27 protein-coding genes and 1 tRNA gene are annotated in these 21377 nt (G+C 64.5%); 12 read left to right on the top strand and 16 right to left on the bottom strand.

What is annotated here, in order from left to right; genetic code table 11:
* Positions 1–93: 93 nt before the first annotated feature.
* Genes N0B15_RS03530 through N0B15_RS03510 form a run of 5 tightly spaced genes read left to right on the top strand, consistent with a single transcriptional unit; the run spans position 94 to position 4054 of the window.
* Positions 94–516: an OB-like fold-containing membrane protein gene (locus N0B15_RS03530; protein ID WP_263018062.1), complete on the top strand. Its 423-nt coding sequence runs from the start codon at positions 94–96 to the stop codon at positions 514–516.
* Complete coding sequence (locus N0B15_RS03525; protein ID WP_263018061.1) at positions 517–1038, top strand: metal-dependent hydrolase; 522 nt, start codon at positions 517–519, stop codon at positions 1036–1038. It abuts the gene before it with no gap.
* Between the two features lie 57 nt (positions 1039–1095).
* Positions 1096–2553 (top strand): DUF58 domain-containing protein, encoded by a 1458-nt coding sequence (locus N0B15_RS03520; RefSeq protein ID WP_263018060.1) that lies wholly within the window; start codon positions 1096–1098, stop codon positions 2551–2553.
* Positions 2550–3176 (top strand): DUF8163 family membrane protein, encoded by a 627-nt coding sequence (locus tag N0B15_RS03515; RefSeq protein ID WP_263018059.1) that lies wholly within the window; start codon positions 2550–2552, stop codon positions 3174–3176. Before N0B15_RS03520 ends, N0B15_RS03515 begins: the two co-directional genes overlap by 4 nt.
* Positions 3173–4054 (top strand): DUF7982 domain-containing protein, encoded by an 882-nt coding sequence (locus N0B15_RS03510; protein ID WP_263018058.1) that lies wholly within the window; start codon positions 3173–3175, stop codon positions 4052–4054. Before N0B15_RS03515 ends, N0B15_RS03510 begins: the two co-directional genes overlap by 4 nt.
* A gap of 15 nt (positions 4055–4069) precedes the next feature.
* On the opposite strand, the gene N0B15_RS03505 is transcribed toward N0B15_RS03510, so the two are convergent.
* From N0B15_RS03505 to N0B15_RS03495, 3 genes are read right to left on the bottom strand one after another with little or no spacing between them, the layout of a single operon-like run.
* Positions 4070–5119 carry an AAA family ATPase gene (locus N0B15_RS03505; protein ID WP_263018057.1) on the bottom strand — a complete coding sequence of 350 codons (1050 nt, stop codon included), beginning with the start codon at positions 5117–5119 and terminating at the stop codon, positions 4070–4072.
* Positions 5116–6321, bottom strand: coding sequence for a DUF4350 domain-containing protein (locus tag N0B15_RS03500; RefSeq protein ID WP_263018056.1), 1206 nt, complete (start codon positions 6319–6321; stop codon positions 5116–5118). The genes N0B15_RS03505 and N0B15_RS03500 overlap by 4 nt, the downstream gene beginning before the upstream one ends.
* 58 nt (positions 6322–6379) lie before the next feature.
* On the bottom strand, positions 6380–6661 hold the full coding sequence (locus N0B15_RS03495) for a DUF8044 family membrane protein (RefSeq protein WP_263018055.1): 282 nt from the start codon (positions 6659–6661) through the stop codon (positions 6380–6382).
* A 127-nt stretch (positions 6662–6788) separates the two neighbouring features.
* Between N0B15_RS03495 and N0B15_RS03490 the strand changes: the two genes are divergently transcribed.
* Positions 6789–7343 carry a metal-dependent hydrolase gene (locus N0B15_RS03490; RefSeq protein WP_263018053.1) on the top strand — a complete coding sequence of 185 codons (555 nt, stop codon included), beginning with the start codon at positions 6789–6791 and terminating at the stop codon, positions 7341–7343.
* Here N0B15_RS03490 and N0B15_RS03485 read toward each other — a convergent pair.
* Positions 7322–7462 (bottom strand): hypothetical protein, encoded by a 141-nt coding sequence (locus tag N0B15_RS03485; protein WP_263018051.1) that lies wholly within the window; start codon positions 7460–7462, stop codon positions 7322–7324. The two genes, N0B15_RS03490 and N0B15_RS03485, sit on opposite strands and share 22 nt — an antisense overlap.
* Between N0B15_RS03485 and trmY the strand changes: the two genes are divergently transcribed.
* The gene (trmY, locus tag N0B15_RS03480) at positions 7436–8032 is read left to right on the top strand and encodes a tRNA (pseudouridine(54)-N(1))-methyltransferase TrmY (RefSeq protein ID WP_263018050.1); all 597 of its coding nucleotides are present in this window, start codon (positions 7436–7438) and stop codon (positions 8030–8032) included. The two genes, N0B15_RS03485 and trmY, sit on opposite strands and share 27 nt — an antisense overlap.
* A 140-nt stretch (positions 8033–8172) precedes the next feature.
* Positions 8173–8245: transfer RNA gene (locus tag N0B15_RS03475), tRNA-Pro, on the top strand.
* Between the two features lie 476 nt (positions 8246–8721).
* Here the strand turns inward: N0B15_RS03475 and N0B15_RS03470 are convergent.
* From N0B15_RS03470 to N0B15_RS03455, 4 genes are all read right to left on the bottom strand, one after another.
* Positions 8722–9354, bottom strand: a complete 633-nt coding sequence (locus N0B15_RS03470) for a hypothetical protein (RefSeq protein ID WP_263018048.1) — start codon at positions 9352–9354, stop codon at positions 8722–8724.
* A 5-nt stretch (positions 9355–9359) separates the two neighbouring features.
* Positions 9360–10511: a hypothetical protein gene (locus tag N0B15_RS03465; RefSeq protein ID WP_263018047.1), complete on the bottom strand. Its 1152-nt coding sequence runs from the start codon at positions 10509–10511 to the stop codon at positions 9360–9362.
* 6 nt (positions 10512–10517) lie between these two features.
* Positions 10518–11618 (bottom strand): hypothetical protein, encoded by a 1101-nt coding sequence (locus N0B15_RS03460; RefSeq protein WP_263018046.1) that lies wholly within the window; start codon positions 11616–11618, stop codon positions 10518–10520.
* Between the two features lie 204 nt (positions 11619–11822).
* The gene (locus N0B15_RS03455) at positions 11823–12239 is read right to left on the bottom strand and encodes a thiol-disulfide oxidoreductase DCC family protein (protein ID WP_263018044.1); all 417 of its coding nucleotides are present in this window, start codon (positions 12237–12239) and stop codon (positions 11823–11825) included.
* A 140-nt stretch (positions 12240–12379) separates the two neighbouring features.
* On the opposite strand from N0B15_RS03455, the gene N0B15_RS03450 reads away from it, so the two are divergent.
* Both N0B15_RS03450 and N0B15_RS03445 read left to right on the top strand, forming a co-directional pair.
* The gene (locus N0B15_RS03450; RefSeq protein WP_263018043.1) at positions 12380–12649 is read left to right on the top strand and encodes an AbrB/MazE/SpoVT family DNA-binding domain-containing protein; all 270 of its coding nucleotides are present in this window, start codon (positions 12380–12382) and stop codon (positions 12647–12649) included.
* Entirely contained in the window at positions 12650–13006 is a 357-nt protein-coding gene (locus N0B15_RS03445) for a type II toxin-antitoxin system PemK/MazF family toxin (RefSeq protein WP_263018042.1), read from the top strand.
* A gap of 68 nt (positions 13007–13074) precedes the next feature.
* On the opposite strand, the gene N0B15_RS03440 is transcribed toward N0B15_RS03445, so the two are convergent.
* The 4 genes from N0B15_RS03440 to N0B15_RS03425 form a co-directional block, all read right to left on the bottom strand.
* On the bottom strand, positions 13075–13329 hold the full coding sequence (locus N0B15_RS03440; RefSeq protein ID WP_425494207.1) for a MoaD-like domain-containing protein: 255 nt from the start codon (positions 13327–13329) through the stop codon (positions 13075–13077).
* 10 nt (positions 13330–13339) lie between these two features.
* A complete protein-coding gene (locus tag N0B15_RS03435; RefSeq protein WP_263018040.1) occupies positions 13340–13654 on the bottom strand; it encodes a ubiquitin-like small modifier protein 1 in 315 nt (104 codons plus the stop codon).
* Between the two features lie 67 nt (positions 13655–13721).
* The gene (locus N0B15_RS03430; protein WP_263018039.1) at positions 13722–14108 is read right to left on the bottom strand and encodes a DUF7971 family protein; all 387 of its coding nucleotides are present in this window, start codon (positions 14106–14108) and stop codon (positions 13722–13724) included.
* A gap of 177 nt (positions 14109–14285) precedes the next feature.
* Entirely contained in the window at positions 14286–16205 is a 1920-nt protein-coding gene (locus N0B15_RS03425) for an aldehyde ferredoxin oxidoreductase family protein (protein ID WP_263018038.1), read from the bottom strand.
* A gap of 471 nt (positions 16206–16676) precedes the next feature.
* Between N0B15_RS03425 and N0B15_RS03420 the strand changes: the two genes are divergently transcribed.
* Entirely contained in the window at positions 16677–17897 is a 1221-nt protein-coding gene (locus tag N0B15_RS03420) for a hypothetical protein (protein WP_263018036.1), read from the top strand.
* Between the two features lie 264 nt (positions 17898–18161).
* Positions 18162–18356 (top strand): cold-shock protein, encoded by a 195-nt coding sequence (locus N0B15_RS03415; RefSeq protein WP_263018035.1) that lies wholly within the window; start codon positions 18162–18164, stop codon positions 18354–18356.
* 180 nt (positions 18357–18536) lie between these two features.
* Here N0B15_RS03415 and N0B15_RS03410 read toward each other — a convergent pair whose 3' ends face one another.
* The 4 genes from N0B15_RS03410 to N0B15_RS03395 all read right to left on the bottom strand — a co-directional run bounded on the left by N0B15_RS03410 (position 18537) and on the right by N0B15_RS03395 (position 21258).
* Entirely contained in the window at positions 18537–18821 is a 285-nt protein-coding gene (locus tag N0B15_RS03410) for a winged helix-turn-helix domain-containing protein (RefSeq protein WP_263018033.1), read from the bottom strand.
* A 1-nt stretch (position 18822) separates the two neighbouring features.
* Positions 18823–19440 (bottom strand): hypothetical protein, encoded by a 618-nt coding sequence (locus N0B15_RS03405; protein ID WP_263018031.1) that lies wholly within the window; start codon positions 19438–19440, stop codon positions 18823–18825.
* Positions 19441–19501: 61 nt separating this feature from the next.
* Positions 19502–20401 (bottom strand): ABC transporter ATP-binding protein, encoded by a 900-nt coding sequence (locus N0B15_RS03400; protein WP_317618582.1) that lies wholly within the window; start codon positions 20399–20401, stop codon positions 19502–19504.
* Positions 20398–21258, bottom strand: coding sequence for an ABC transporter permease (locus N0B15_RS03395; RefSeq protein WP_263018029.1), 861 nt, complete (start codon positions 21256–21258; stop codon positions 20398–20400). The genes N0B15_RS03400 and N0B15_RS03395 overlap by 4 nt, the downstream gene beginning before the upstream one ends.
* Positions 21259–21377 lie beyond the last annotated feature (119 nt).

Below are 21377 nucleotides of genomic sequence, written 5' to 3'. Positions count from 1 at the left end.
ATTCTCGTGCAGGTCGAATCTTTCGACGGCGCGCCTCGTGTCCTCCCGTCACCGTGGCTAATATTTAACGTCACCCCACTCGAACGCGTGTGTATGCTCGCGACGGCCGCCCGCGTTCTCGTCGTCCTCGCCCTCCTCGCGGGGCTGTTCGGACTGTTCGTCCTCGACGGTGCGAACCACTCGTCGATCCACTCCTCGCCGACGTTCCCCGCCGACTCGAGTCCGGACTCGCCGATCGTCTCGGCCGGCCCACTCGAGGTGACGCCACCCGACCACACCCTGCTGCGTGGCCCTCCAATCGATCCCGGCTACTGGGACCTGGTGTTCATGTACGCGGTGTCGGTCGTCGCGCTCTGCTGGACGCTCGCACGCGGGGTCAACCGCTGGCGGTTCGACCGCCAGGCGCTCGCCTTCGAACCGCGCGAACACCCACGCGTCCGGCCGCTCGCCTGGATTCGGACGCTCCTCTCGAGGTCGACCCGCTCGCACCCCCGCGCGACGTGGAGGCGTGACTAGATGGCTGACCTGCTCACGCACGTCCTCGTCGCCTACATCTTCGCGACCGCCCTCTCGTGGTACGTCGACTCGATCACCCCCGCGCTGGTCACCGTCGCGATGGCCGGGGCGATCCTCCCCGACCTCAACCGCCTCGAGTTCGTGCTCCCCGCCACGGCGGTCGAGTCGACGCTCTCGCTCCCGTTCTCCTGGTCTGCGTTTCACACCCTCGGCGCGGCGGTCGTCGTCTCCCTGCTCGTCGCAGCGCTCGTCACGCCGGAGTACCGCCTCCCCGTGCTGGGTCTGTTCTTCCTCGGTGCCCTCTCACACCTCTTCACGGACGTCTTCATGTACAACCCCACCGGTCTCTCCGGCTCGTACCTCTGGCCGTTCTCGAGTCACCGTTTCGCCGTCGACGGCTTCTACCGGAGCTACGACCGCTGGCCGCTGTTGCTCACCGCCCTCGTCGCGACGGCCGTCTGGCGCGAGACGCGCCGCCGGGCGGCCGCCTCCCGGCCGGGTCCGTCGTCGCCGCCCCGCTGACCGCCCGCGGCCGGCCGAACCAGTACATTAAACTTCAGGCCGGTGGTTGGCGAGACTATGTTTCCGACGCGCCGACTGTGGGCGATGCTCGCGCTCGTCGGGGTGTTCGCCGCGCTCTCGGTCGTCTTCGCGCGCGTCGAACTCCTCGTCGCCGCCTCGCTCGTCGGCGCCTGGCTGCTCACCCGCCAGTACGCGTTCGCTCGCGACCTCCAGCGGGTCGCCGCCGACCTCTCGGTCGAGCAGGTCCCCGCCCGCACCGACCTCCTCACCGACGAGACGGTCCCCGTCGCGCTCTCGATCTCGCTCGAGCGGCCGTCGTCGCTCTCGCTGACGGTCGAGGCTGGCCTGCCGACGGCCGCCAGAGCCATCGACGACCTCTCGGTCTCACTGCGCCCGGGGATGCGAGGCGCAGAGCGAACGGTCGACGTCGACTGGCCGGTCACCGGCCAGCACCGCTTTGCGGGCGCGTCGGTGACGGCGACGGACGGCCTGTTCCGAGAGCGACTGCCCCTCGGTTCCGGCGGGTCGGTCACCGTCGACTCGCGCGGCCCTCGCCTCGTCCACGTCGGCGAGGGCGGCTCACAGCTGTTGAGCGCCTACGGCGACCACGAGGGCGGCCGTCGCGGCTCCGGCATCGAACCCGCAGAGATCAGAGAGTACGTCCCCGGCGACGTCGCCAACCGGATCGACTGGAAGGCGACCGCCCGACTCGGCACGCCACACGTCCGCGAGTTCGAAGCCGAGACCGAACGCCGGGCGATACTCGTCGTCGACCACCGACACTCGACGGCGGTCGGCCCGCCGGGAGAGAGCAAACTCGAGTACCTGCGTGAGGCTGCCCTCGCGGCGCTCGCCAGCACGCGCGCCCACGGCGACCCCGTCGCCCTGCTCACCGTCGCCGACGGCGGGATCACGGCCCGTACCGACCCCTCGGCGGCCCCAGCCACCTACGCGGCCGTCCGCCGACGGCTCCTCGACCTCGAGCCAGCGCCGTCGCTCGACCCCGCCGCCCCGCTCGAAGACGCCGACGACCGCTTCTCCTGGTCACGCGCCCGGCGGCGCTCGACGCCCGCCGACGTCCACCGCGCGTTCACGACCCTCCGCGGCGAGCACAGCCCCTTCGCCGCGACCTTGCGGCCGTTCTACGCCGACCGCCGGGCCTACCGCGAGCGCATCGAGTCCGACCCGCTCTACAGCGCCGTCTCGACGGCGTTTCCAACCTCGAAAGGGTCGGCCTGGACGCTCGTCTTCACCGACGACACCCGGCCGCGCGAACTGCGCGAGACGGTCAAAGTCGCCCGCAAACGCGGCGACCAGGTCGCCGTCTTCATCGCCCCGACCGTCCTCTACGAACCCGGCGGTCTCGCCGACGCCGACCGCGCCTACGAGCGTTACGTCGTCGCCGAGGAGCTTCGACGCGACCTCGCAGGGCTCGATCGCGTCCGGGCGTACGAGGTCGCCCCGACCGACCGGCTCTCGGCCGTCCTCTCGAGCCGTGGAGGTGTCTCCCCGTGAGCGCTCGAGAACCCGCCACCCCGCTCGAGGACGCCCGCCCGGAGGGCCGTCGCTACCCCGGCCGGCTCAGCTCCGACCCGCCGTGGCTCTGGCAGCTCCTGCTGACGGTGGTCGTCCTCCCCGCCACCTTCGCGTTCGTCGCGGGTCCCGTCGGCGCGCTCGCCGGACTCCTCGCGGGCGTCGTCTGGTACGTCGCCGGCACGCCGTACGCGGTCGCCGTCGGCTACGCCTCGCTGCTGGTCGTCTTCCCCACCGGCACCGACACCCTCTCGCTCGCGCTGGTGACGGGTGCGTTCGTCGTCTGCATTCTCGCCTCCGCGGGCGTCACCGCGAGTCCGGTACGGTTCGTCGTGGCCGCCCTCGTCGCGAGCGCCGCCCTCGTCGGCGGCACGTGGTACGCGGCCACCACCTGGCCGCTGTGGCTCGCCGCGGCGTCCTCGCTCTCGGTGTTCGCCCTCGCCGCCTACGGCGTCCACCGCTCCGAACTCGTCGCGCTCGGACTCGTCTCCGAGGCGGACGACGACACAGGCGACGATACACCCACCGACGGGGACGGTGACACAGACACGGAGAACACACCCACCGACGGGGACGGCGACACAGACACGGAGACCCGACAATGAGTACGACAGACCCCGACCAGACCGCCGAGACACCGTTCGCAGACGACTCCACCGACGGCGCTCGAGACGACGCCCGGGCCGAACTCGCCGCTCAGGTCGAACTCCTCACCGAGGAGAACCGCCGACTCAGACGCGAGTACGCCCGCGCCCGCCAGTCACGCTACCGGCGGACGGCCTACGCGCTCGCGGCCGTCGGCGTACTCGCGGCCGTCGGCGGCGTGCTCTTCGTCGACGGCCGGGATGTCCTCTTCGCGCTGGCGGCGACGGGACTGTTCGCCGCGGCGCTCACCTACTACCTCTCACCGGCGGGCGTCGTCGCCGCCGACGTCGGCGAGCGTGTCTACGCCGCGATGGCGGTCAACGAGGCCGCGATCGCCGACGAACTCGGCCTCCGAGACGACCGCATCTACGTCCCCGGCGGCGACGAGGAGACGACGCTCGCCCGCCTGTTCGTCCCCCAGCGCGCAGGCTACGAGATTCCCGTCGACCCGACCGCCCCCATCGTCACCGGCCCGACGACGCGTGGCCTCGTCCTCGAGACGACCGGCACCGGTCTCTTCGGGGAGTTCCAGCGGGCGCTCACCGGCGACCTGTCTCACGCCCCCGCCCCGCTGGCCGGCCAACTGAGCGACGCGCTCGTCGAACAGTTCGAACTCGTCACCAGCGCCGAGACGGACGTCGACGGCACCGAGGGCCGGGCGACCGTCGCCGTCAGCGAGAGCGCCTTCGGCGACGTCGACCGCTTCGACCACCCGGTCGCCTCCTTCCTCGCCGTCGGCTTCGCGGTCGGTCTCGGCCGCCCGGTCGAACTCGAGGTCGCACGCGGCGACGGGCGTGCCGACTGGCTCGTCACCTGTCGGTGGTCGCTCGAGGAGTGACACCCCGCCGTCGGCTCACCGACGCGTCTCGCCGCCGCCGTCGCTCACCGCGGTCGCGTCGCCCGCGCTCGTCTCGGCACCCGGTGGCTCGATGTTCTCGAGGACCTCGGCGACGATGTCGTCGGCTCCGACGCTGCTCAGGTCGGCTTCGGTACTCAACACCAGCCGGTGGGCCAGTATCGGCTCCGCCAGCGCCTTGACGTCGTCGGGGATGACGTACTTCCGGCCGCGGATCGCCGCCCGCGCTTTCGCCCCGTCGAGGAACGCGAGCGTCGCGCGGGGGGAGGCCCCGTGGACGAGGTCCGGATGCTCGCGCGTCGCCGCGACCACGTCGAGGATGTACTCCTTCAGCGGCGGCGCGACGTGGACGCCCTTCACCGTCTCGCGCGCCGCGAGAATCGCGTCGCGGCCGACCACCTGCTCGACGTCGTCGGGTGCCAGTTCCGGGTTCTCGTCGAAGCGCTCGATGAGTTCGCGCTCGTCCTCGCGCGCGGGCACGTCGATGGTGAGTTTGAACTGGAAGCGGTCGCGCTGTGCCTCCGGCAACTCGAACACCCCCTCCATCTCGATCGGGTTCTGCGTCGCGACCACCATGAACGGCGTCGGCAGCGCGAGCGTCTCGCCTTCGATCGTCACGTGGCGCTCCTGCATCGCCTCGAGCAGCGCACTCTGGGTCTTCGGCGTCGCACGGTTGATCTCGTCTGCGACGACGACGTCGGCGAAGATCGGCCCGCGCTGGAGGGTGAACGATCCCGTCTCGGCGTGGTAGACGTGCGTCCCCGTGATGTCCGCCGGCAAGATGTCCGGCGTCATCTGAATACGGCCGTGTTCGAGACCGCTGGCTCTGGCGAACAGCGTCGCGAGCGTCGTCTTCGCCACGCCCGGTACGCCCTCGAGCAGGAGGTGGCCCCGGGTCAACAGCGAAATCGTGAGGTGCTCGAGCGCGTCCGTGTTCCCGATCAGGACCTGTGAGACCTCCGCCTCGATGGCGTCGTAGATCGCTCGCGGGCCGTCGGCTCCCGTCCGAGTGCGGCCGTCGTCGTGTGTCGAATCGTCGTCTGTCATTCGTTGTATCTCCCTCGCTTCGGTGTCGCTCCCGCACTGCCCCCGGATACGCGCTCGCCGTCCGACTCGCGCGTCTGCGAGCGGACGCGAGCGCCGTCACTCAGCCGCCCTTCAACCCCCTCCTCATTAATTCCACCTATGACTCGCTGGATCCGTGCCTCGCTCCACTCGGGGTGGCGACGCCTGAGGAACGCGACCCGCTCGTCGTCGGTGAGTGTGGCTGCCGACGCGCCGTCGCTCTCGACGCCCTCCCGTCTACGCCTCGCTGTGGCTCGTACCAGCGCCGGCACCCGGCGGAGGTGGCCGCTCGAGAGACCACCGACGACGAGGACACCGGCGGCAGCGAACGCGACCTGGAGCGTCGGCGTCGCCCGGACGGTCAACAGCGCGCGCGTCAGCGGTGGCACGTCGGCGACGTGGGAGATGTCGAGTGCGACCGTCGACCGGCTGCTCGAGAGTGCGGTGAGCAGCGCCGCGTTGTCCGGTTCGCCGTACATGACGTTGATCGCGATCGACGGGTCGCCCACCGTGACCACCTCGCCCTCGCCGAGCGGCTCGACGGTCGCGACCGGGTAGCTGTCGAACTCGGTGCGCCCGTCCTCGTCGGTCAGCGTCGCGAACGCGCTCGTCCGGACGAGGGGGGTCGCCTCGCCGGGTTCGACTGCGCTCGCGTAGTTGAGGGTGAGTCGCTCGACGCCGGCCGTGTAGGTGTGGTTCTCGACCTCGGTCGCGACCGGCATCACCGGTCCCCGGTGGTAGTGGCGTTCGTCACGGACCACCCGTCCGTCGACGCGCGCCTCGGCACCCACGTCGGCCAGCAGGGCGTTCCCTGGCTCACCGAAGTTCTCGAGGACGACGAGCGTCCCGCCGCGCTCGACGAACTCGCGAACCCGCGTCGCGTCCGCCTCGTCGTAGCGCGCTTCGGGTGCGATCACGAACACGACCGTCTCCGCGGCGTCGAGGCGGTCGTACTGCGTGGCGTCCTGGACGACGCGGCTCTCGACGGCCGGGTCGCTCTCGACCTCCTCGCGGAAGTCGGTCATCCCCTCCCAGCCAGCGTTGTAGGGGTCGAACGCCGTCGTCGACGTGCTCGCGACCACCGCCAGCGAGAGTACGATGGCGACCACCAGCCCCGCCAGCAACGCACGCGGCCAGTCGACGCGGCCGTCCTCGACGACCCACTCCCGGAGACGTCGGCTCACGCCCCCACCCCCGCGCGCCGTCTCGAGCCGGTGGGCTGGCCCACCACCGCACAGGCACTCACCACGGCACCACCTCCGGCGGCAACAGCGCGACGATGCGCCGGGTGACGACGTAGGCGAATCCGAGCAGCCCCAGCGCGATCAGCCAGGGCAAGCGCGCCCGCCACGCCGGTCTCACGTTGAACGGCGCGGTCAGCTCGGTCACGATCAGCAGGCCGACCAGCGAGAGCACGAAGAACAGTTCGTGTGAGTACGACCCAAGCGCCGAGAGCACTAGCACCGTCCCGACCATCCACGCGAGTTGTCCGGACACGTAGCGCAGTCGTCGCTGAGTCGCCATTATCCAGAGACCCGTCGTCCCGGAACCTAAATCTAGCGCCCTCGTTCTCGAATCGAACTCGGCGGCCACGGAGCCACGCTCGAGTCGACACACCTTTCGCCCCGTCGTGACTACCCGCGTCACAACTATGTGGCCCTGGGGACACCTCGCCGTCGCCTACCTGCTCTACACGCTCTACACCCGCCGCCGGTACGGCCGCCCACCCGAAGCGCTCGCCCTCGCCGCGCTGTTGCTCGGCTCACAGGTACCGGACCTGATCGACAAACCGCTCGCCTGGTCGCTCGGCGTCCTCCCCGGCGGCCGGACGCTCGGCCACTCGCTGCTGTTCGCCGCGCTCTTGCTCCCGGCCGTCTACGCGCTCGCGATCCGCCTCCGGCGCGTCGACGTCGCCACCGCGTTCGCCATCGGCCACCTCTCACACCTGCTGGCTGACCTCCCGCCGGGCGTCCTCGTCGGCGACTTTTCGGACACCGAGTTCCTCCTCTGGCCGCTCACCCAGCCCGAGACTTACGAGTCCGTCGACAGCGTCACCGGCGGCTTCCTCGGCTACTCGATGGGCACCTACGAGTGGATCCAGCTCGGTCTCTTCGTCGTTGCACTCGCCGTCTGGTACCGCGACGGCACACCCGGTCTCGCCTCCGCCCGGCTCACACTCGAGCGCTACACCTCGCTCGGCCGGTAGCTCACCGCTCGCCCGCTCGAGCGCTCGCCACCCACTGCCTCGCCCTCGCGCGAAACCGAGTCGCCTATCCGGGCGCTCGCCGTCGCCTCCGTATGCGCCAGTTCGTCTGTCTCGGCCACGACGTCCCCACCGACCCCGACTTCTCGCTCGACGACCTCGCTGGCGGCGCTGGCCGCCTCGACGCCCTCTGTCGCTCGATCACCGCCGCGTTCGTCCTCTCCCACGGCATCCGCACCGACGTCCGCGTCCACCTCGTCTGCCAGGACGAACTCACCATCACCTTCGACGGCGCGACCCTCAGACACCTCCACCCCGACGAGCGCTCGACCGCCGCACTCGTCCGCACCGCCCTCGAGCACCGCGCGGAAGCCATCGGCGCACTCCCCGCCGAACCCAGCCCCGGCGTCGAACTCTACCGCCGCGGACTCGAGGCGACGCTCGAGGCGGTCACCACCGACGGCGCGCTCGTCCAGCTACACGAAGACGGCGACGCCGTCGTCGACGCCGGACTCCCCGAGAACCCGGTGTTCGTCCTCTCCGACCACCGCGACTTCACCGACGAGGAGGCGACGCTCATCGACGCCGCCGCCGACCGCCGGGTCCGCCTCGGTCCCGAACGCCTCCACGCCGACCACGCGATCACGATCACCCACCACTACCTCGATACCCAGGGGTATACGCAGTTCTGAGGCGCGCTCGAGGTCGGCGTGTTCGGTTCTGTAGGGGTGAGGATCGGTGTGGCTCGCTCGAGTGTGTCGCTGGCTGTCATACCCCGCTCCTGGGGCCACAAAGCAAGAATTATACCTGCGCCCACCTTCTGGCCACCTGCGGGCCGGTGGGGTAGCCTGGTATCCTTCGGCCTTCGGGTGGCCGTAACCGCAGTTCGAATCTGCGCCGGCCCACTTTTCCCGCACCGCAACACGAGGAACGGAGTGACGAGTCTGCGGTGTGGGAAAATGCACCCAAGCAGATTCGAGCAGGGAAGTCGCAGCGCTCGAGCGAAGCGAGAGCGACCGTCTTCCCGTGTTCGCAATCTGCGCCGGCCCACTGGCAATATTCCCCCGAATTCTTTGGTAAGTAGCGGCAGTTCTGCGTGAGCATCGAACCGTTCAACGGACGCGTCGTCTGCGAGTGTTGCGGCGGCCTCATCTACGAATTAACGCTGTCCGGCGCTCGAGAGCGGGTGTGTCGTCAGTAATCCTCCTGGCCACACTGCCACACTGTGACAGCTCGATACGAGTCTTGACGGTACTCCTACCAGATCTACAAGAACGGACCACACGGCGTAACGGGGGTGGCGCGCGATCAATGAGCGTCGGGCTCAAGCAGACAACCTCCAGCCTCTTGCGGATGCCGTACTCCGACTTCTGTAATTTGACTATCTCTCTGGTTCTCCATCCACTTTTTGACTCCGATAGAGTGGATTTGGATATAGCGAACAGTATCCAACTATTCCGCCGCTTAGGAGACCTGCGGCTACATATGCGTACGGACAGTTCGGAGTCCATATCCCGAGCATAATTGCTACTCCTAAAGACCAGATCCCAATAAATAATGACGCAAGAGTAAGTCGGAATCGGTCCTTCTTATTGCTTAATGTCGTATTATTTGCCTCTATAGCGGTGACATAACTTTCAACGACAGTGGATTGATATTCCTCTGGGTCTGGCATTTCATCTTTGATAACGTTGCCCAATTCCGTGTTTGGTGCAGTCGAGAATTCTGCGCTTTTATAACTCCGGATACCTAAACCGAATGACCCCAGAAAAAATAATAGACTTATAGAAAGCGTGATTTGAATTGGCCTTTGCGACAATATTTCTAATCCATTCCCGATGTTACCGCCATAGGACAGCGCAGCGATTCCTATCCCAACAATGAGACCTGTTACCCGCATCACTCTCCATGTTTTATCATCAAAGTTCCTGATTGACTTTGTTTGAATCTCAACTACATCTTGATATCTATTACACAAATCCTCACGCGGTCTATGTGAACTACTGTCATCCATGTGGATCAGTAATCCATAACATTTGCCCCTGCAAGACCACTAAGATCAGCTTTATTAAAATCATCAGTAGTGATTATGTCGGCAATTTCCTTCAAACTATTTCCTACCTTTACTTCACAGTGCCAACTTGCAAGCAGGTATGCAAGGTCCTCAATATCACTTCTCTCACTTGCAGCATCCTTGTGCTTTCTTCGCTTATCTCGCAAGTTAGAGTAATCAACCTGAAATTCATCATCGCTGACTTGAACTGCCCTTTTTGCCACAGCAATAAACCTCAACGCATCTTTTATATTTTCTTTCGATATATTTGCTTCAGGGACATATTCTTGATTTATTTTCTTGCTCAGCTCTTCACACGACACAACCTTTTGGATTGCCCGATTTGGGTCTCCCTTTCTCCAAATTGCCCACTCATCATCGGTGAGCTCATCTTTTATGACTGTGTCCCATAGTCTACACGCTAAGTAGAGGTCTGATGTTGGTTTGTTAGTGAACATACCTGTCGCTTTCAACTCAGTAAAATCTTCATCTAATGGTATTTGAATATTTTCGTAAGTTCCACCTTGGATTGAAAGCTTTTGGCTGATCTTTCCTCGATTTGGTAGAACGTCGTCTCTAAAGTTATCCGATGGATCAGACAACCGTTTAAACCTATACTTTGACTGGGCTTCCTCCAAATAATCAAATTCAAGAACAATAATATTCGCGGAAACGTCCAGATCATCTGTATCAATGCTTTGTCTAATCTTATGGCCAAGGGTCTGGGAGTGCCCAGAGTCAGACAATAGAGCAATATCATATGATTTGGGTTTGGCAAAGTTCCCATCACCGTCCTTGAATTTAAAATCACCGTCAATCTCACATAATTGGTTAAGCAAATCATCAAATAGGCTTGGTGCTTTGCAGACTCCCTCTCTGTGGAGTGTGATCGCTGCAATTGCATATCGATCATCGAAGAATATTGTAAAATCGGGGTTCATCCATTCTTCACCTCCTGATTTGTACGATGGAAACCGATCAAATTCGAATCTTGGGAAATAACTACTATATGCCAATGAAAAGTATTCCCAACAAGTAACTACATCTGAATTCTTATCATAGATTGTAAAATCCTCCACCGCATCGCGAGTACATTTTAAAAAGCGTTGTTCAGCCATTCAAAATCACCCACTAAAGAAGTCATCAAAATCAGGGTTACCTGAATCTGCCTCCGCCACTTCCCCTTCCTTAAAATGTGAATTAATCCTCTCACATATTCTCGAAAGAGATCCCTTAGAAGCTTCAAAACCTGGTATAATTGATATCTTTTTATCAGAAGTTATAAACACATCAGCAGTTGTTCCATCATTGAAATCAAGCACAGAGGCATGCATATACGGGTTTTTGTGATAGACGGTAATAGACGACGAACTCATATTGCCAAGAGCATCAATCAGCTCGTAGTTGGCTTCTTTCCCACGGATCGTTCCTGGTTCATATTCAATTTCTAATCGGCTCGCATCTCTGCTACCGTATTCTCGAGCTTTCCCTTCGAAGATACTCCCCTTTGCAACCAGAGCTTCTCCAACAATATCTAACAAATAATCAAAGTATATGTCACTGGACCCACGGCTATACCTTGTATCACCCTGCCTTGACAAAAAGCCAGAGAACGAGCTACGGCCAGTTATAGTGAATTTAATCTTGTCAACGTAAAAATCACCCTCGTCGACTTTTTTCGCGTTAAATAAGTTGTAATATGGCTCTTTCAGATAGAGAATATCTGTTTTCGAATTAGGGGATTTTATCACTGCTTCCTCAACGATGATGTCTCCCGCAATTTGATCATCCAACACATCTAGAACCCCACGAAGCTCTGGTGTAGTCAAATAAGACGTTGATAACCCTGGGAGTCGCGGTAGGTACCCTTTCACACATTTTTCAAATATGTCTTTGTTACAAATCGAAAATGCAGTGTGGCTTTTTTCGATTTTATTGGATATTATATAGACGTCCCCAACAAATTCCTTAGACCCCCCGTCGTACTTTGAGTGCTCTACTGTCCGTATAACCTTCAGTTTTGTAAACTCATCCTTTTCAGTAACTTCCACAGAAATATTCCCCAGTTCATTTTCTCGTACAATATCTGATGGAGAATCGTCACTTAAGAATGTGATTCCACGGACTGATTCGCTCTCATCTTGTTTTATATTCTGTTGAACAAACAGGTCCAGTTGCTCTTGGGTTTGTAAATCTGTAAAGTCAAGTAACCCTGATTGTCCCATGTTAGTTTAATTCTCCGCGGTTGTATCTATTGACTACGCGTTTTGACGGGGTCAATATATATGTAACTAATGCTGATTGGCAGTTTCTGGCCATTTTGCTATCTGTTAAGCTCTCGAGTGGCTGTTTTGAACGGCGCTTGAGCACAACGCGACGAACGCGTACAGCGAACACTGACCGACACCGACCTCGAGCCCACGCCCCACTCACTCGAGAAACCGCGCACCCACATCCCCCGGCGGGATCTCACAGCGGTCTTTCTGGCCGAACCAGCGGTAGCGGCGGGCGGCGACGAAGTCGTAGAGCCAGTCACGGATCGCGCGGGGGACGAACCGGGTGGGTCCGGCGAGGCGGTAGAGTCCGCCCAGCGTCACCGCGATCTGGATCACGGCGCTCGACTTCACGTAGGCGTCTCCGTCCTGGATCAGGACGACCGACTCGAGGTCGTCGGTCGGGAGGTCGTGGCGCTCGAGGAGGCGGGTGCCGGTCTCCGACTGGAGGGAGGCGAAGCGAAACTCGCCGTCGGGGTCGCGTGGCGCGATGAACTGGACGAAGCCACTACAGAGGTTGCAGACGCCGTCGAAGAGGACGATGGGGTGGTCCTCGGGAATCTCTGCGCTCATCTCCGATGGCCGAGTGTTGGGTGGCTCGAGGGTTCAGCGTTCCGGTCGCGGGTGGTGGATCCGTCCGTGTGAGCGTTACGCCCGGCCCCTGCAGCGGCCCGACCGGTAGCCTCTTGAGTATGGATATGATATGAATACGTATGTCCGAGGTGACGAGGCGACGGGTCGGCGAGCGCGGGCAGGTCACGCTGCCGAAGGAACTGCGAGAGGAGTTCGACATCGGTGGCGGCGACGAGGTCGAAATCCGCAAAGAGTCGGGGAAGATCGTCATCGAGAAGCCACTCACTCGAGACGACCTGGCCGCGGGCTACCGCGCGCGCGCCGACCACCTCCGAGCGCTCCACGACGAGCTGGCTGGCGTGTCACAGGAGACCGACGAGTATCTCGGCGACGTGCCGGAGTGGGAGTAGATGGAGGTCCGCCGGGGCGACATCGTGATCGTCGCACTCAACCCGACGGAGGGATCGGAACAGCGGGGGACGCGGCCGTGTCTCGTCGTCCAGAACGACGTCGGGAACGAGAACGCACCCACGACGATCGTCGTCCCGTTCACGACGGCGTTCGACGACGAGTTGTATCCGTTCGAAGTGCTCGTGACGGCCGACGAGAGCCACCTTCGAGAGGACTCCGTCGCGATCTGCAGTCAGATCCGAACGGTATCGATCGAACACCGGATCGAAACCGTCGTTGGGTCCATTCCCGACGAGCGGCTGGACGACGTCGATACCGCACTCGAGTATAGCCTCGGCCTGCGCGGCTCGTGGTAGTTCCCGGCAGTCGCAGTCGTGCAGGCGTCTCGGCCGGGGCGCTCGCGATCGTGCAGTGCCCCCAGTTCTCATCCACCGGCACGCATCGCCTTCTGTGAGAACCGCTCGAGGACTGCCTCGACGGCCGCCGCCTCGCCCTCGAAGACGACCGTCACCTCCGTCAGCTCGAGCGAGGGACCGACCGAGACGGTCTCGGCCGAGAGGGTCGCCCGCCAGCCATCGCCGGTGACGAGGCTCTCATCGGTGGAATCGCCGCCGAGACGCTCGAGGTACTCGCGTGCGAGGCGGAGCGAGATGCCGCGGTAGGCGCGCTCGCGCTGGATGGTCTCCACGTCACTGCCCGTCGGTGTTCGGGACCACCGCGTCACTCGCGCCACCGGCGACCGGTGGGAAGACGCTCACCGTGTCTCCATCCTCGAGTTCGGTCTCGACGCCGTCGCCGTACTGGACGCCGCGGCCGTTGGCGAGGACGTTCAGCTGTGAGCGAATCTCGCCGTCGGCGAGCAGTTCGCCCTCGAGACCGTCGTACTCGCGCTCGAGCGCGCTGAGAAGTTCACCGACGGTCGTCCCGGGGTCGACCTCGCGGCCCACCTCTTTCTGGCCGACGGCGTCGCGAAAGGTGGCGAAGAAGCGCAGCGTCACGTCCATACCGGGTGGTTCTCGCGCCAGTCGCATAAACGTCGGCACTCGGGCGGTGCGGACGGGAGCGGGGGTGTCACCGGTCGCGGAGGCGGATGCCGTCCTCGACGAGGCGGTAGCTCCGTTCGCGCTCGAGGCGCTCGCCGAGGTCGTCGTGGGCGTAGAGCTGGGCGATCAGGTCGGCGTAGAGGGTTCGCCAGGCGATGGCGTAGACGGGTGACTGTCCCCAGGCGCGGAGTTCGGGGACGAACGCGTCGAAGCGCTCGCGGCGCTCTTCGAACCGGTCGACCAGGCGGGCGACGAGCTGCGTCTCCTCGCGTTCGTCCTCGGCGTCGGCGAGCGCCCCGTTCAGCCGTCGCTCCCAGCCAGCGACCGCCTGCTGCATGTCGGCGGCGGTGTTCGCGCCGTCGTCGGGCAGCGACTCGAGGACCGGTGCCGGAACGCCGAGGGTAATCTCGTCCATGCGAGGTGGTCACCGTGCGGTCTGAAAAGCGTACAGGTCGGGGCGCGCGAACATCCTTATCAAAGTTTTGCGCCGATTTCTTTACTACTGACCGGGATGGCCGGGCGTTGTCTAGCCCACTGGCGTACGGCCTTCACTCACTGCTGCCTCCACCGCCTCAGTCGTCACCTGCCCCGTTCAGTCGTCGGCGGTCGCCGCGCCGTCGCCCACGCCGGTGCCGGGACCGACCTCGATTCCGAGCGCGCGGAGTTTCTCGTCGGGGACGACGCCGTCGACCCAGCCGCGGTGGTCGTAGTACTCGGCTTTCATCTCCTCGAGTTCGCAGTACTCGCCGTCGCTCGCGCCCTGGCCGGGGGTGCCGCCCTCGAGGAAGCGCGCAGGCAGGGAGTCGTCCGCGCCGTCGAAGCCGGCGAGGTTGTTGTAGTAGCGCTCGAGGGTGTAGATGCGCTCGCCCGCCTCCAGCAGGTCGTCTTCGGTCACGTCGAGACCGGTCATGCCGTTGTACTGGAGGACGTACTCCTCGATGCCTTCGGCGAAGGCGTTGAACTTGCAGATGTCGAAGCTGTCGGAGACGGCGTGGAGGTCCTGGAAGGCGGCGGTGAGTTCGCCCTTGCCCTCCCACTCGTAGGGGTCGACGGGTTCGGGAATGCCGAGAATTTCGGCGGCGGGGGTGTACGCCCGGAGGTGACAGGCCCCGCGGTTCGAGGTGGCGTAGGCGATTCCCATCCCCTTCATACAGCGTGGGTCGTAGGCGGGGATGGTCTGACCTTTCACCGCGAGCGAGTTCGCCTCGGCGTCCCGGGCCGCGGCGACGCGGTCGGCACCCTCGGCGAGGAGGTCCGCGAGGTCGCCCTCGCGGCGGGCGATGCGCTCGATCAGGTCGATCATCGTCTCCGCGTCTCCCCACTCGAGGTCCGCCTCGAGATCCGTCAGCGTCCCCGCTTCGGTCAGCTCCATCGCCATCGCGAGCATGTTGCCGGTCTCGATGGTGTCGACACCCAGATCGTTACAGCGGTCGATCATGACGGCGATGGCGTCGCGGTCGTCGTTCATCGAGTTCGGGCCGAGTGCGAACGCCGACTCGTACTCGAAGCTCTCCATGCGGACGTTGAGGTCCTCGCCCTTGTGGCGGTAGGTGACCTCGACTTCCTTCTTACACGCCACGGGACAGGAGTGACAGGTGGGTTCGTCCACCAGAATGTTCTCGCGGACGTTCTCCCCGGAGACGCGTTCGGCCTCGAGGTCGGCCGAGAGCGCCTCGCTCGCGCTCTCGGTGCTCGTGTAGTGGCCGTTCTTCGTCGGGAGACCGTCCATCTCCTCGGTGAGGTTCATCAGGACGTTCGTCCCGAACAGCGAGAGACCGCCCTCGTTCGGGCCGGTGACGTCCGACTCCGTGATGAGTTCCATCGCCCGGCGGTGGCCCTCGCCGAAGGTCTCCTCGTCGACGGGTTTCGGCATCTCCGTCGTCGACCGGACGACGATGGCTTTCAGGCCCTTGTTGCCCATCACACAGCCGGTGCCACCGCGGCCGGAGGCGCGGTCGTCCTCGTTGACGATGCAGGCGTAGCGGACCTCGTTCTCCCCGCCGGGACCGATCGCCATCATCGAGAGGTCCTGGCCGTACTCGCCGCCGGTCTCCGCGGCGAGTGTCTCACGCGTCTCGTGGACGCCCAGCCCCCAGAGGTGGGAGGCGTCTCTGAGTTCGACCTCGCCGTCTTCGACGTAGGCGTAGACCGGGTCGTCGGCCTGGCCCTCGAACAGGAGGGCGTCGAACCCGGCCCACTTCAGGCGCGCGCCAGACCAGCCGCCGTGGTGGCTGTCGGTCACCGTCCCGGTCAGCGGCGACTTCGTGCAGACGGCGATGCGCCCGCTCATCGTCGTCTGGGTGCCCGACAGCGGTCCGTTGACGAACGCGAGCAGGTTCTCCGGCCCGAGCGGGTCGACCGCCGGTCCCTGCTCGAAGACGTAGCGGACGCCGAGACCGCGCCCGCCGATGTACTTGCGCGCGTACTCGTCGTCGATGCCCTCGTACGCGACGGCACCCGATCCGAGGTCGATCCTGGCGACGTGATCCTGAAACCCACCAATGGTAGTCATTGTAAGAGTCGATCGTTATGTACTACGGCCTTCCTGTTAGGTATTCCCGAACACGGGTAACCGAAACTGGTTATCGCCCTCGTCTCGAGCGACCTGCTCTGCCGACACCGACCTCCCGGTTCCGAGGCGGTGCCTCGCTCACATCGTGCTCGCGTGTACGCGTACGTGCTCACTACCAGTTGAGCCGTGCAGCCGGACGCGTCCTCGAGCGACGATCCGCTCGGTTCCAGCGCGACGGCCGGTTCACGAGGTGGGGTCGGTGCCGTCGTCGACTGCGAGTACCGACCCCCTGGAACCAGTCCTCCGCTCGAGTACGCACCGCTTCACGAGCGGTGGCGTCGCCTACCAGCGCGACAACGGGTGCGTAGATAACTACCCTGGCACCGAGGTGCGAACCGTCTCCACCTGGCCGACACAGTCTGCTCGGCCGCCTCGGACGTACTCCCGAACCCACAGCCCCCGTTCACACCGATGTCACCGCCAAAGCCACCCGACCCACCGGACCACACCCGCTCGAGCGCGCTCGAACCGACCCGTCGCCGCCTCCTCGCTGGACTGACCGCCGGCGTCGCTTCCTCGAGCGCTCTTCTGGCGACGACGCCGAGCGCTGGACGCCCGCTCGAGGAGTCCGCGCCCGACTCGGAGGACCCGTCTCCGGACGCCCCACGCACGCTCGTCTACGAGGTCGTCGCCTTCCAGCGACGGCTCGAGGGCGCAAATTCGGGCGACGCCGACCCGCCGGTCGGCTACGCGCTCGCCGACCACGTCGGGGCGATTCGACGCGGTGACCGTCCCGACGGTCCGCTCGTGTTGCGCGCGAACGTCGGCGACTGCGTCGAACTCACTCTGCGAAACGACCTTCCGAACCGCGTCTCGCTCCACCCGGAAGGAGTACGCGTCGACGCCGATGGTCTCGGCTCCCCACCTGCTGACTCCACCGGCTCCCCATCAGCCGACTCTCCCGACGGTCCCGGGGGCTTCGACACGGCTGAGACGGTCGAACCCGGTGCGTCGGCCACCTACCGGTGGGCCGTCGACGGCCCGCCCGGCCCTCGTCGCCTCTCCGACACGGCCGGCGTGGACCGCCGCGCCGACGCGGTCGGCCACCTGCTCGTCGAACCGGCCGGGTCGACCTGGCTCGACGCCCGAACCGGCGAGGAGACGGTCACCGGCCGGCGGGCGATCATCACCGGTCCCGACGGTACGGCCTTTCGCGAGGTCGCCCCCTCGCCGGGCACGACCCGTTTCGCCAGCGCTGCGGAGACCCGAGGCGCTCCGTCCGCCACCGCTCCGTTCGACTCCCACCACACCTACCCGCTGCCAGCCCGCGCGGAGACGGTCCCGCTCGAGGAGCGTCCCGGCTGGGTCGTCGCTCGAGGCGACCTCACCGGCGACGGCGAGGCGGACGTCCTGGTCGGGGTTCCGAGCAGCGACCTCGGCGGACCCAACGCCGGTGCGGCCTACCTCTTTTACGGACGGCACGAGACCGAAATCGCCCACCTCGCCGACGCGGACGCACGCTTCTTCGGGACGCGGACGGACCAGCGCGTCGGCTCGCGTGTCGCGATTCGCGAGGCGTCCGCGCTCGCCCGTCGGGACGGCGACCCCGGGCGGCTGGTCGTCGCGTCCGCCGACGACGAGACCACCGTCGACGGTGGGGACCGCCCGCTCGGTCTCTTCCGACTCGAGTGAGGGGACTCGAGCGACGACTGAGCGAACCGACCGTTGGTGCCAGCAGTTTGTGACACGATACCGTAGTGCCCGATCGTACTACTTGTGTATCTCTCGAAATCTCTCCTCTATTGTCCCACATCGGACACAATACGCTCGGCCAGTCTCTGCAATAGACGAATGGACACGACATTTGGGTCGGTTTGAACATTGTGTGACTTATTCGCAGAATTTAAAGACGAATTCACAATCCTTATCCGTATACTCGAACTCTGAACTACTGCAATGGCAAACGGAAAGGTTGATTTCTTCAACGACACAGGCGGCTACGGTTTCATTTCGACGGACGACGCAGACGATGACGTTTTCTTCCACATGGAAGACATCGGCGGCCCGGACCTCGAAGAAGGCACCGAGATCGAATTCGACATCGAACAGGCCCCCAAGGGTCCCCGCGCGACGAACGTCGTCCGCAACTAAGTTCCGACTTCATCGTCGCCTCGGCGACCGTGAACCGGTATCATTTCTGCGCACACACCGTACGTTCCCGTAGCGTAGCCTCGCTTTCGACTGGCTGTGAGTAGTCACTCTGGCCCGCCCGCGTCCGGTCTCCTCTCGGGTCGCCTCCTGTACACCCACCACCTGACGCCCGCCTCTCACTCACTCGAGGCTGTCGATGAGTGACTCGAGCGTCTGAACGTGCGCTTCGAAGAGGTCCCGGCCGGTCTCGGTGAGCTGGTAGGTCGTCTGGGGTTTCCGGTCGACGAACTGTTTCTCGACGGTGACGCAGTCTGCGGTCTCCATCTTCTCGATGTGGCTCGCGAGGTTGCCTTCGGTGATCTCGAGGGCGTCTTTCAGGTCGGTGAAGCTCGTCTCACCGTTGGCGTAGAGGTGCGCGAAGATCTGGAGCCGCGTCGGCTGGTGGACGAGTTTGTCGAACTCCATGTTAGATGCGTGAGAGGACGAGGTAGGCGACGATGCCGTAGATGGCGATGCCGATACCGAGGACGGCGAACTCCCACCCGGTGACGGCGTCGATGCGCGGGATGAATCCCGTGAGGACGAGGATCCACGCGCCGCCGACGTAGAACGCGTTGCGATCGGCCCGCCGCACGGCGTAGCCCTCGAGTATCTGGCCCATGTACATGTAGCCGACGCCGACGACGGTGCCGCCGAGGACCATCGCGAGGGTCTGTGAACTCGCCTCGTCTAACTGGGCGAAGAGCGGTCCCAGGCCGACGACCAGTGCGCCGATTCCCGCGAAGACGACGACGTGCCAGGTCGTCCAGCTCGGGACGCCGGTCGTCGGATCCTCGCTGGTGCGCTTCGCCCACCGGGAGACGAGCACGTAGAGCGCGAAGACGCCAGCCAGGGTGACGAGCAGCCAGGGCTCGAAGCCGTCGCGCAGGCCGAGCTGAAAGAGCGGGAAGAGCACGCCGACGCTCACGCCCTCGATGAGCCACGTCCGGACCCAGTAGGGGTGGGCTTCGGCCAGCCCCATCGCCTGCTTGATCTGCCCGAGTTCTTCCTGTAAGTGCTCTTTGTCGACGTCTGGTTCGGTCATGGCGGTGGTTGCGGTTGCGGTGGTGGTAGCCGCTCGAGGGTGGCCGGTGGCGCGTGCGGACTCACTGCCCTCGGTCGGCCGTCTCGTTCGTTGGCGGAGAACGGTTCGTCTGGTAGTTAAACAGGTCGGTGTAGGTCGCCGGTGTTCGCTCGAGACCGTGTTCTTCGGCGATGGCATCCGCCTCGTCCTCGCTGGTTCCTCGCGTCAGCAGTCCACGGACGCTGCCGTCGCTCTCGTACAGCCGGCCGCCGTCGACGACGGTAGCCAGCGTGCGCGCGTTCGTGTCCGCCGTGGTGAGGACGGGTGGCACCGACTCGAGCAACGCCTCGGGCGTGCCGGTAGCGACGATGCCGTCGGCGGTGAGGAAGGCGAGACGGTCGGCGACGTCGGCGTCCATCGGGAGGTGGCTCGCGATGACGACCGTCTTTCCGGCGCGTCGTTTCTCACGGAGGAGGGCGTGGACCTCCTGGATCACCGCCAGGTCGAGCGCCGCCGTCGGCTCGTCGAGGACGTAGATCGGCGCGTCGACGCTCAACGCGATCGTGAGCTCGAGTTTGCGTCGCATTCCACCCGAGTAGTCCTCGACGCGTTTCTCGAGGTCGGCTGCGATGTCCAGTCGCGAGGCGTACTCGCGCCACTCGTCGGTGAACCCTGGGCGCAGGCGGCGGTAGAACGCGATGTTCTCCCGGCCGGTGAGTCGCTCGAGACACAGCGCGTCCTGGAGGAGGAGGCTCACGTCACCGTGTCGGCCGTTGGCTGGCCGGCCGAGCACCTCGACGCTCCCGCTCGAGGGGCGTTCGCTCCCGGCGAGACAGGAGAGAAAGACCGACTTACCGACGCCATTCGGTCCCATCACCACGAGCGTCTCGCCCGCCTCGACGGTGAGGTCGACACCCTCGAGTACGGTCTCGCCGTCGAACGATTTCTCGACGCCGGTCGCGACGACGGCGTGGCTACTCACGGCCACCACCCCCGTCCGTAGAGCGAGCGGTTGACGAGCACGACGCCGACGGCGAGCGCGACGACGGTGTAGCTGACGAGCAGCGCGACGTACTCGGGCCCTGCAGGCATCACCGGTGGGGCGGTTCCGAGGTCGGCCCAGCTTTCGGCCGGAACGAGGTGGTAGACCAGCAGGCGCGTCGGGAGCGTGTTCGGCAGGAGGTTGAGCACCTCTCCCTCGAGCGGCGAGAGTTCGGGGAGGACGCCGTTGAAGCCGGTGAGGGCGAACGCGCCCACCGCGACGAGGGTGGTCGTCCACTCGGCGACGCGTTCGTTCGAGGTCGCGAGGACGAGCGGAATCGCGACGATCATCCAGAAGAGGCAGGTCAACACCCCCGCGAGGACGACGATCGGCACCGACTCCGGTCCCCGGAGACCGTAGGACGCGCCGGTAGCGACGCCGGTGGCGACTGTCGCCGCGAACGCGACCGCACCGAGGACCAGCCCCGCGAGGAGCCGTCCCGAGAGGTCTGCGGCGGCCGAAATTCCCATCGTCCGGTAGGCCGCGTACCGGCGCGCTTCGACGTCGATGACGAGCTGGTTGCCGAAGAGGTACAGACAGACGAATATCGCGCCGAAGACGGCGATGCCGACCGAAGTCGTCGCCGCCAGCGTCGCCGGCGCGTCGCTGTTCTGGGTGGCGTACAGCAGGTACATTACCGGCGGAAAGCCGAGCACCCAGAACAGCAGCGTCACGCTCCCGGCGACCTCTCTGAGGCTCCGGGCCGTGAACGCGTACGTCTGGTTCACTCGCGTCCGCCAGCGAGGTGGCGCGAGCGCTCGAGCGTCGGCCGTCTCGGGGGGTGTATCCGTTTCCATCGTGCTCCTCTCGGCCGCACTAGGACATAGTACTTTCCCAAGCAAAGTCACTTTGCAACGCAAACTATATGGTCGAACTGACTGTCACTCGAGTTGGCGGACGACGGGGCAGCAGGCGG

The sequence above is a fragment of the Natronobiforma cellulositropha genome (assembly GCF_025629245.1).
In the GTDB taxonomy this organism is placed as follows: Archaea; Halobacteriota; Halobacteria; order Halobacteriales; family Natrialbaceae; genus Natronobiforma; species Natronobiforma cellulositropha.
The sequence above is the reverse complement of the archived record's forward strand: the minus strand, read 5'-3'. Positions and strand labels throughout refer to the sequence as shown.